Consider the following 8,783-nt stretch of genomic DNA (forward strand, 5'->3'; position numbering starts at 1 on the left):
GTGGGGGAGGGGAGAGGGAAGCCTTTCTCCAGAAAGGTTCCCTCTCCCCTCCCCCACATTCCTAAGTACCTTCAACTTTATAAGGAACTCGCGTGAAAAAACTCCTCGTTGCGCTTGTCGCGCTGCTGATCGCCGCTTCTCCGGCTTTTGCGGAAGAGGCGAAGGAACTGAACGTGTTCAGCTGGTCGGAATACATTCCGCAGGAAGTCGTCAATGGCTTCACGAAAGAGACAGGCATCAAGGTGGTGCTTTCCACCTATGAATCCAACGAGGCCATGTACGCGAAGCTCAAACTGCTCGGGGCCAAAGGGTATGATCTGGTCGTCCCTTCCGGATACTTCGTGGAAGTGATGGCGCAGGACAACCTGCTCGCCAAGCTGGACAAGAGCAAGATCAAGGGCCTCGGCAACCTTGATCCCGCCTCGCTGAACCAGCCTTTCGACAAGGGCAATGCCCTGACCATCCCCTATATGTGGGGCACGGTGGGGCTGCTCGTGAACAAGAAGGCCGTGGACGTCTCCACCATCAAGAGCTGGAAGGATCTCGCCCGGCCCGAATTCAAGGGCAGGGTGCTGCTTTCCGATGACCTGCGCGATACGTTCGGCGTGGGCTTGAAGGCGTGCGGCTATTCCATCAACAGCACCAACCCCGACGAGATCAAGGCCGCCTACGAGTGGCTGAAGGCCCTCAAGCCGTCCGTGCGCGTGTTCGACGTGACCGCCACCAAGCAGGCCTTCATCAGCGAGGAAGTGGTGGCCGGGCTGGCGTGGAACGGCGACGCCTTCATCGCCATGCAGGAAAACCCCGACCTCGAATTCATCGTGCCCGAAGAGGGGATGCTGATCTGGCTCGACAACTTCGCCATCCCCGCCGGGGCCGAGCACAAGGAAAACGCCTACAAGTTCATCAGTTACCTGATGCGTCCCGAGGTCGCCAAGCTGTGCGTGGAAGAGTTCAACTACTCCACGCCGAACAAGGCCGCCGAGAAGATCCTTGAGCCCGAATACGCCGAGAGCAAGGTCATTGTGCTGGATCCGGAAGAGCTCGCCAAGGGTGAAGTGACCGTCAACGTGGGCAAAGCCCGCGAACTGTACGAAAAGTATTGGGAACAGCTCAAGGCCGGAGACTGATTGCGGCCGGGCTGATGAAGATTGCATTGGGAGGGGAACCTTTTTCCGGAAGGGGGCCTCTCCCCTCAACCTTCCCCCTCTCCTCCAAAGACGTTTGTCGTTATCGATCCCCTGTTCAAGGGGAGCGGTATGGGCTGGATGGGGGCTGTTTTTTTGTGGGGGAGCATGTTTGGGAAAGGAAAGGCATATCCGGAGCTCGGCGGAGAGCGGGGGATGGGGCAGGGATGGTATGGGGCGATCGGCAAGCTGGCGATCGCCGCTTTGCTGATCGGGGCTGTGCTGATCTGGCGGGCGGAAGCGTGGCTGCATGTTGACGTGCCGTTGGAACATGCGGATGTCATTGTAGTGCTCGGAGGTGAATCCGGGCAGCGCGTGATCGGTGCGGCGGAGCTGTATCATCAGGGCGTTGCCCCGAAAGTCTTTGTGACGGGCTCCGGCGACGGAGGGCTTATCGTCCGGCGGCTCGGCATGGCGGGAGTGCCGGATGCGGCCTGTGAGAGCCAATCCCGCAGCACGTATGAAAACGCCGTTCTGACCAAAAAGGCGCTGGAAGCCTCGCATCCCCGTTCCGTCATGCTGGTGACGAGCTGGTTCCACAGCAGGCGGGCGCTTGCGGTGTTCCGGGACGTCTGGCCCGAAGTGACGTTCGGGGTGCACCCCGTCTATGCGGGGGCGACATTCACGGCACGGTTCCGCATCTATGAGATGGGGTATATTTTTTCGGAATACGTCAAGACGCTTTGGTATATGGTGCGCTACGGCGTAGCCTGACGCCGTGCCGGGACGGGCATGTTTTGAGAGAGGGCCTCCGTGTGTACACCGGAGGCTTTTTTATGGGCTGGCATCTTTTATCTTGGCGCAGAGAAATTTTTCTTGCCAATTAGTCCGTGTAAGGATAATCCTTGTACGTACTAATGAAGCGTGCCATGTCGCTCTCAGGGCATGGCACGGTTTCTGTCCCGTAAAAAATGGCGTATTCGGAAAATAGCTTGAGCCTTTGCAAGGCACATATCGCCGCGGAGGGAACGGACAGCCTCGGATAACTCCTTTGTTCCCTTCATGGGGGCAGTGGGGAGCCGGATAAGCTGCCTCATAGCGGAACGGGCTTCTTGCTGTACGGAGTCTCCGGCGTCGGAACATTTTGGAGGGGGAGGGCATCCTTTCCTGAAGGGGCTCCACTTTCCGGAATTCGACATGCCGCAATCTTTTTCTCTTTGAAGGAAGTTTATGCACGGATTGGATCTCATGCTCCACGGCCCTTTGGTGCGGACCTTTTTGCGTTACTGCATCCCGTGGACGCTGGCCATGCTGCTCCAGTCTTCGGCGGCCATAGTGGACGGCTTCTTCGTAGGCCGCTATGTCGGGGCGATGTCTTTGGCGGCCCTCAACCTTGTCATGCCGATGTTTTCCTTGTTTTTCGGGGTGGGCGTCATGCTTGCGTCGGGTGGGGCAGTCCGGGCCGGGAAATATCTTGGCGAGAAGAGGCCGGAAGCGGCTTCCGCGATTTTCACCAAAACGATGCTCTCCCTGCTGCTTGTCGGTCTAGCCGCGTCGGCGGGGATGCTGCTGTTCAGCGGCGAACTGGTGCGCTTTCTCGGGGCGGACGAAGAGCTGAGGGGGCCCGCCGAAGCCTATTTGCGCGGCTTGATGTTTTTCGGGCCGATGATCCCTTGCGGCCTGGCGCTCTCGTATTTCGTCCGCGTGAACGGGAAACCCGCTCTGGCTTCCGTGGGGCTCATGCTGAGCGCGCTCATCAACATTGTTCTGGACGCCGTCTTTATCCCCGTGTTTGGCATGGGCGTCGAGGGTGCGGCCTATGCTACCGGCATTGCCTATACCATCACGACGGGGGTTTTGTGCCTGCACTTTTTCACTCCTGAGGCGAAGTGCCGTTTTACCCGTGCGATTGGCGCGTGGAAGGAGGTCGGGCAGGCTTGCTGGAACGGCGTTTCCGAATTGATCAACGAGACGTCGATCGGACTGGTGATCTTGTTCATCAACTGGATTTTGCTTGCCCGGATCGGCTCATACGGTGTGGCTGCGTTTACTATCATCAACTATGCCGCATGGTTTGGGGCCTCCGTGTCCTACGCCATCAGTGACTCCCTGTCTCCTCTGGTAAGCGCCAATTTCGGGGCCAGGAACTTCGCCCGCGCCCGCCAATTCCTCGGGCTTGCCTTGGGCATGGTCTTCGGCATCGGGCTCATGCTGTATGGTCTGTTCGCGCTGTATCCGGAAATGCTGTTGAAAATCTTCCTGCCCGGTGAGGAGAAAGTGGTGGCGGTGACGCTGGAGTTCATCGACTGGTTCAAGCTGGCTTTTTTGTTCAGTGGCCTGAACATGGCTCTGGCGAGTTTCTTCACGGCGCTGCATATGGCTGCGGCGTCCGCTGCGGTGGCTCTCATGCGCAGCTTGCTTTTTCCGGTGGGCTTCCTGTGGCTGTTGCCGCAACTGTTCGGCAATGTGGGTATTTACGTAGCCATACCGTTGGCGGAAATGTGCACGCTGGTCGTGGCGAGCCTGATCTTTGCGGCCAGCCGGAAACATTTTGCCGATCGCAAGGCGCACCACGGCCCGGAGCGGGCGGCACGGGGCGGAAAAAATCTGTAGCGGCGGATTGTGCGGGAGGAACGCAGTGGAACACGGGGTTGCCGCAGTGGCGCGGCAGCCCGTGGTTTCTTATGCCATGCGGCCTGATAAGCTTGTTCTAAAACGCACATTGTTGGTGATGTTGCATGGTTGCAGTCTTAATCGTGTTACGGAAAAAAGATAAGTGGCACATTTTACCCTGTTTTGATTGACACAATTCCGGCCTCTGTATAATACGATTATAATCTTTTGCTGTAGGCCGCATTCTGTCCGTCCTCAGAGCGCGCGTTGTGCAGCATCCCTCGCTATCCATCGTATCAACATGCCTTTATCAAGGAGGCAGGAATGGCTCTTTCCAGACGAGATTTCGTCAAACTGTGTTCGGGCACGGTGGCCGGGTTCGGGGTTTCCCAAATGTTTCACCCCGCCATCCACGAGGCCTTTGCCCAAACGCTCACCGGCGAACGTCCTCCCGTTTTCTGGGTTCAGGGGCAGGGGTGCACGGGCTGTTCGGTCACGCTGCTGAACAGCACGCACCCGAGCATCGCCGACGTGCTGCTCAAAATCATCAGCCTTGAATTCCATCCCACCGTCATGGCCGCTGAAGGCGAGGGCGCGTATGAGCATATGATGCGCGTCGCCGAAAAGTTCAAGGGCAAGTTCATCTTCGCCGTTGAGGGTGCCGTGCCGGTGGCGCATGACGGCAAGTGCTGCGTGGTGGCGGAAGCCGACCACCATGAAGTGACCATGACCGAAGTGACCAAGGTGCTGGCCGCCAACGCCGCCGCCGTGCTCGCCGTGGGCACCTGCGCGGCCTACGGCGGCATTCCCGCCGGGAAGGGCAACGAGACCGGCGCCATGGGCGTTTCCGCGTTCCTCAAAAAGGAAGGCATCCCCGCCCCCGTCATCAACATCCCCGGTTGCCCTCCGCATCCCGACTGGATCGTGGGCACCATCGGCCTCGGCCTTCAGGCTCTCGCCACCAACACGCTCGGCCTGCTGGTCAAGCAGGGGCTCGACGCCAACGGCCGCCCGAAGGCGTTCTACAAGAACGTGCACATGAACTGTCCCCACCTGAGCGCATTTGAAGCCGGGCACATGGTCAAGACCATGAGCGACAAGGACGGCTGCCGTTTCAGCATGGGCTGCAAGGGCCCCCGGAGCGCCTGCGACTCCTTCGAGCGCAAATGGAACAACGGGGTCAACTGGTGCGTCAACAACGCCACGTGCATCGGCTGCACCTCCCCGACCTTCCCCGACGGGCAGTCCCCCTTCTACGTCAACTAGGCCGTTTTCCGGCCGGGAGGCGGCAATCCTCCGGGGTTGCGCTTATCTGACACTCTGAACGGGGTTTCCCGTTCCAGTCGCTTTTGAGGAGCCACTTTATGGCAGAAGCTACCCAGACGAAAACCACGATCGCCATCGATCCGGTGACCCGTATCGAAGGCCATCTCAAGGCCGAGGTCGTGGTTGAAAACGGCAAAGTCGTCGATGCGAAACTGACCGGCGGCATGTACCGTGGTTTCGAATCCATCCTGCGCGGGCGTCATCCGCGCGACGCCGCCCAGATCGTGCAGCGCATCTGCGGCGTGTGCCCCACCGCCCATGCCACCGCCGCCAGCATCGCGCTGGAAAAAGCCAGCGGCACCGCGGTTCCGAGCAACGGCCGCGCCACCCGTAACCTGATCCTCGGTGCGAACTACCTCCAGTCGCACATCCTGCATTTTTACCATCTGGCGGGCCAGGATTTCATCCAGGGGCCGGACACCGCCCCGTTCATGCCGCGCTACGCCAAGCCCGATCTGCGCCTTCCCCCGGCCATCAATGCCGTGGGCGTCGACCAGTACGTCGAGGCGCTGGAAGTGCGCGCCGTGTGCCATGAGATGGTCGCGCTTTTCGGCGGCCGTATGCCTCACGTGCACGGCATCCTTGCCGGCGGCGCCGCTGAGATCCCCACGAAGGAAAAGCTCGTCGAATACGCGGCCCGTTTCAAGAAGGTCCGCAAGTTCGTCGAAGAAAAGTACCTCCCCGTGGTGTATCTCGTCGGCAGCCAGTACAAGGATCTCGGAGCGTTCGGGCAGGGCTACCGCAACGCGCTGTGCGTGGGCGTGTTCCCGCTGGACGACGAGGGCAAGGAATTCGTGTTCAAGGCCGGAGCCTATCAGGACGGCAAGGACATGCCCTTCGACGTGAAGCGGGTGACCGAGGACGTCAAGTTCTCGTGGTTCGCCGACTCCACCTCGGGCAAGCCCTTTACCAAGGGCGAGAATGTCCTCGAAGTGGACAAGAAGGGCGCGTACAGCTTCGTGAAGGCCCCCCTGTACAACGGGAAGCCCATGGAAGTCGGCCCGCTGGCGCGTATGTGGGTGAACAACAAGCCCATTTCGCCCATCGGCCAGAAGCTGTTCAAGGAATATTTCGGCCTCGACGTGAAGAACTTCCGCGACATGGGCGAAGACCTCGCCTTCTCGCTGCTTGGCCGTCACGTGGCCCGCGCCGAGGAATCCTACCTCATGCTGGACGTCGTCGAGCGCTTCCTTAAGGAAGTGCGTCCCGACGAGGAGACGTTCTCCATGCCGGTGATGAAGGATTCCGAAGGGTTCGGCTTCACCGAGGCGCCTCGCGGTTCGCTGATGCATTTCACCAAGGTCCGCAACGGCAAGATCGACAACTATCAGATCGTGTCCGCGACCCTTTGGAACTGCGCTCCCCGCAACGACACCGGTATGCGCGGCGCTCTTGAGGAAGCCCTCATCGGCGTGCCCGTGCCCGACATTGAGAATCCCGTCAACATAGCGCGGCTTATCCGCGCCTTTGACCCGTGACTGGGGTGTGCCGTGCACGTGCTGCACGCCGAATCCGGCAAGGTTGCCGTCATCAATATGGATTAAGGTTGGATAGCTGAAAATTGGGGGAGGGGAGAGGGAACCTTTCTGGAGAAAGGTTCCCTCTCCCCTCCCCAAAACCCCCTCCTCTCATCCTCCAAAGGTTTTCGACTGGTGGGGAGGCTGCGCGGCGGGAGTTCTTTTTTGCTTCAAAAAGGCCGGAATGGATTCGTGAATCCGTTCCGGCTTTTTCATTTCATGAAAGGGAGGAGCGTTGTAGGGATGAAGGTGGATGACCGCAGGGAATGCTGTGGAAAGGGATTCGATAACGTCGAAAGTCTTTGAAAGGGTGGGGGAGGTTTGGAGGGGGCGGGGAAACCTTCTTCAGAAAGTTTTCCCGCCCCCTTTAATTTTAGTCTTCCGTTTTTTCCGTACCGGGCTTCTCGGCGGCTTTGACCTCGTTCCAGAGGTCGTCCTTGTCGTCGAGGGAAAGGCTGACGAAATCGAGGTTGCGTTCGCGGGCAATGGCTTCCATGCGCTCGAAACGGGCGAGGAAGCGTTCGGTGGCGGCGTTCAGGGCGGGGGCCGCCTTGATGCCCTTGCGGCGGCCAAGCTCGACGAGGGTGAACATGTGGTCTCCGAATTCGTGTTCGATGGCCTCGGCGTCATCGGACGCCATTGCATCGAGCAGTTCCAGCCATTCGGCCTCGACCTGCTTTTCGACGTCTTCATTTTCGGGCCACGTGAAGCCCACGCGGTCGGCCTTGGAGTGGATGCGGTAGGCCTTTGTCAGAGGCGGCAGGCCGCGCGGCAGGCTGTCATAGGTCCCCTTGGGGCCTTCGGCGTCCGCAGCGGCCTTTTCCTCGCGTTTGATGCGGTCCCAGTCCTTGAGCTGTTCGGACTGGTTTTCATAGGTCGTGTCGCTGAAAACGTGGGGATGGCGGCGTACCATCTTGGCGGCTTCGACTTCGAGCGCGTCCGCGAGGGACGGGCCGCCCGCGCGGGCCATGAGCTTGCCGATCATCAGGATCAGGAAGGCCACGTCGCCCAGTTCTTCGACCATATCGGCGGTCTTGCCGGAGCGGATGGCGTCCACGAGTTCGTGGCACTCTTCAATGACATATTCGGTCAGCGATTCCGGCGTCTGCGTGCTGTCCCACGGACAGCCGTCCGGTGCGATGAGGCGGTCGATGACGGTATTGAGGCGTTCGAGCGCGGCTTGCGTGGCGGCGTCGGCAGCGGCGGGCGCGGTAGTGGTATCGGACATGAGGTTTCCCTTTTCGGTTCGCAGTTGGAAAATGTGGGCCGTCAACAGACATATCCCGGAAGAACGGGGAGTTCAAGCCGGAAGGGGAAAGCATGTGGGGGAGGGGAGAAGGAACCTTTCTCAAGAAAGGTTCCTTCTCCCCTCCCCCACACCCCCTCCTCTCATCCTCCAAAGATTTTCGACTGGTGGGGAGGCTGCGCGGAGGGAGTTCGTTCCGACGGAAAGAAGAAAACCATCTGAAAGAGATGGCTCACTCTTTTACTCAGGTTTATCTGTTTCGTGGAAGTCTCTCTCTCTCTCTCTCTCTCTATATATATATATATATATATATCTTATTTACGATATTGCTCGGGGAGGAACTGCTTGAAGACGACGATTGTTTCTTTGATCGGCTGGATCATACGGGATTTTTTAATGAAATCGGCGTAGTTGATGAAGTAGGTGAGCAGGGTGACCATGACGGCGCAGATGAGGAACCCCTTGAGCCCGCCCACGGCCGCCCCGGCGAGGTGGTTGATCCAGTCGGCATAGGCCATCTTGAGAAACGAATGGAGGGCGCGGGAGATCATGCTGATGACGAACATCACCATGCAGAGGATCAGCACATAGGCGACGATGTAGACCCATTGGGACGTCGTATACTGGGAAAAGATGCGGCCCAGCTCGCCATAATAGCGCCCGGCGAGCCAGACGCCGCCGAGGATGCCCACAAGCCCCGCCACTTCGTCGAGAAAGCCGCGCAACGCGCCGCGCAGGGTGAACAGGGCGATGACCGAAAGCAGCACGACATCCAGTATATTCAGGTCGTAAGGAAGCGTCATAGAAAAAAGGGGTTGAGGGTCTTCCCGCTTAGGGGCAGGTACGGCAAACGCTGCAATCCGGCGGATCACAGCGTCATCATGCGGAACACGCTTTGAGCCTCCCCGATCCAAAATACGAAAGTCTTAGGAGGGAGAGGGGTGGGGTCTGGGG

General features: G+C 59.3%; 7 protein-coding genes. 5 read left to right on the forward strand and 2 right to left on the reverse strand.

The window, feature by feature from the left end; translation table 11 throughout:
- The first annotated feature begins 92 nt into the window (after positions 1–92).
- The 5 genes from T370_RS0119745 (at position 93) to hysA (ending at position 6,544) form a co-directional block, all read left to right on the forward strand.
- Positions 93–1,130, forward strand: coding sequence for a polyamine ABC transporter substrate-binding protein (locus T370_RS0119745; protein ID WP_005027979.1), 1,038 nt, complete (start codon positions 93–95; stop codon positions 1,128–1,130).
- A 213-nt stretch (positions 1,131–1,343) separates the two neighbouring features.
- Positions 1,344–1,901, forward strand: coding sequence for a YdcF family protein (locus T370_RS0119750; protein ID WP_029436755.1), 558 nt, complete (start codon positions 1,344–1,346; stop codon positions 1,899–1,901).
- A 456-nt stretch (positions 1,902–2,357) separates the two neighbouring features.
- Positions 2,358–3,740 carry an MATE family efflux transporter gene (locus tag T370_RS0119755; protein ID WP_005027976.1) on the forward strand — a complete coding sequence of 461 codons (1,383 nt, stop codon included), beginning with the start codon at positions 2,358–2,360 and terminating at the stop codon, positions 3,738–3,740.
- A 309-nt stretch (positions 3,741–4,049) separates the two neighbouring features.
- Positions 4,050–5,006: a NiFeSe hydrogenase small subunit gene (gene hysB / locus T370_RS0119760; RefSeq protein ID WP_262359801.1), complete on the forward strand. Its 957-nt coding sequence runs from the start codon at positions 4,050–4,052 to the stop codon at positions 5,004–5,006.
- 98 nt (positions 5,007–5,104) lie between these two features.
- The gene (gene hysA / locus T370_RS0119765; RefSeq protein ID WP_005027974.1) at positions 5,105–6,544 is read left to right on the forward strand and encodes a NiFeSe hydrogenase large subunit HysA; all 1,440 of its coding nucleotides are present in this window, start codon (positions 5,105–5,107) and stop codon (positions 6,542–6,544) included.
- A 412-nt stretch (positions 6,545–6,956) separates the two neighbouring features.
- Here hysA and mazG read toward each other — a convergent pair whose 3' ends face one another.
- Positions 6,957–7,811 carry a nucleoside triphosphate pyrophosphohydrolase gene (mazG, locus tag T370_RS0119770; protein ID WP_029436756.1) on the reverse strand — a complete coding sequence of 285 codons (855 nt, stop codon included), beginning with the start codon at positions 7,809–7,811 and terminating at the stop codon, positions 6,957–6,959.
- A 332-nt stretch (positions 7,812–8,143) separates the two neighbouring features.
- On the reverse strand, positions 8,144–8,632 hold the full coding sequence (locus tag T370_RS0119775) for a CvpA family protein (protein WP_029436757.1): 489 nt from the start codon (positions 8,630–8,632) through the stop codon (positions 8,144–8,146).
- Positions 8,633–8,783: the final 151 nt, after the last annotated feature.

The sequence above is a fragment of the Bilophila wadsworthia ATCC 49260 genome (genome assembly GCF_000701705.1).
GTDB classification, from domain to species: Bacteria; Desulfobacterota; Desulfovibrionia; order Desulfovibrionales; family Desulfovibrionaceae; genus Bilophila; species Bilophila wadsworthia.

Coding starts and splice junctions, on each gene's coding strand:
- T370_RS0119750 (WP_029436755.1), top strand. CDS start 1,344: ATGGGGCAGGGATGGTATGGGGCGATCGGCAAGCTGGCGATCGCCGCT.
- T370_RS0119755 (WP_005027976.1), top strand. CDS start 2,358: ATGCACGGATTGGATCTCATGCTCCACGGCCCTTTGGTGCGGACCTTT.
- hysA (WP_005027974.1), top strand. CDS start 5,105: ATGGCAGAAGCTACCCAGACGAAAACCACGATCGCCATCGATCCGGTG.
- mazG (WP_029436756.1), bottom strand. CDS start 7,811: ATGTCCGATACCACTACCGCGCCCGCCGCTGCCGACGCCGCCACGCAA.
- T370_RS0119775 (WP_029436757.1), bottom strand. CDS start 8,632: ATGACGCTTCCTTACGACCTGAATATACTGGATGTCGTGCTGCTTTCG.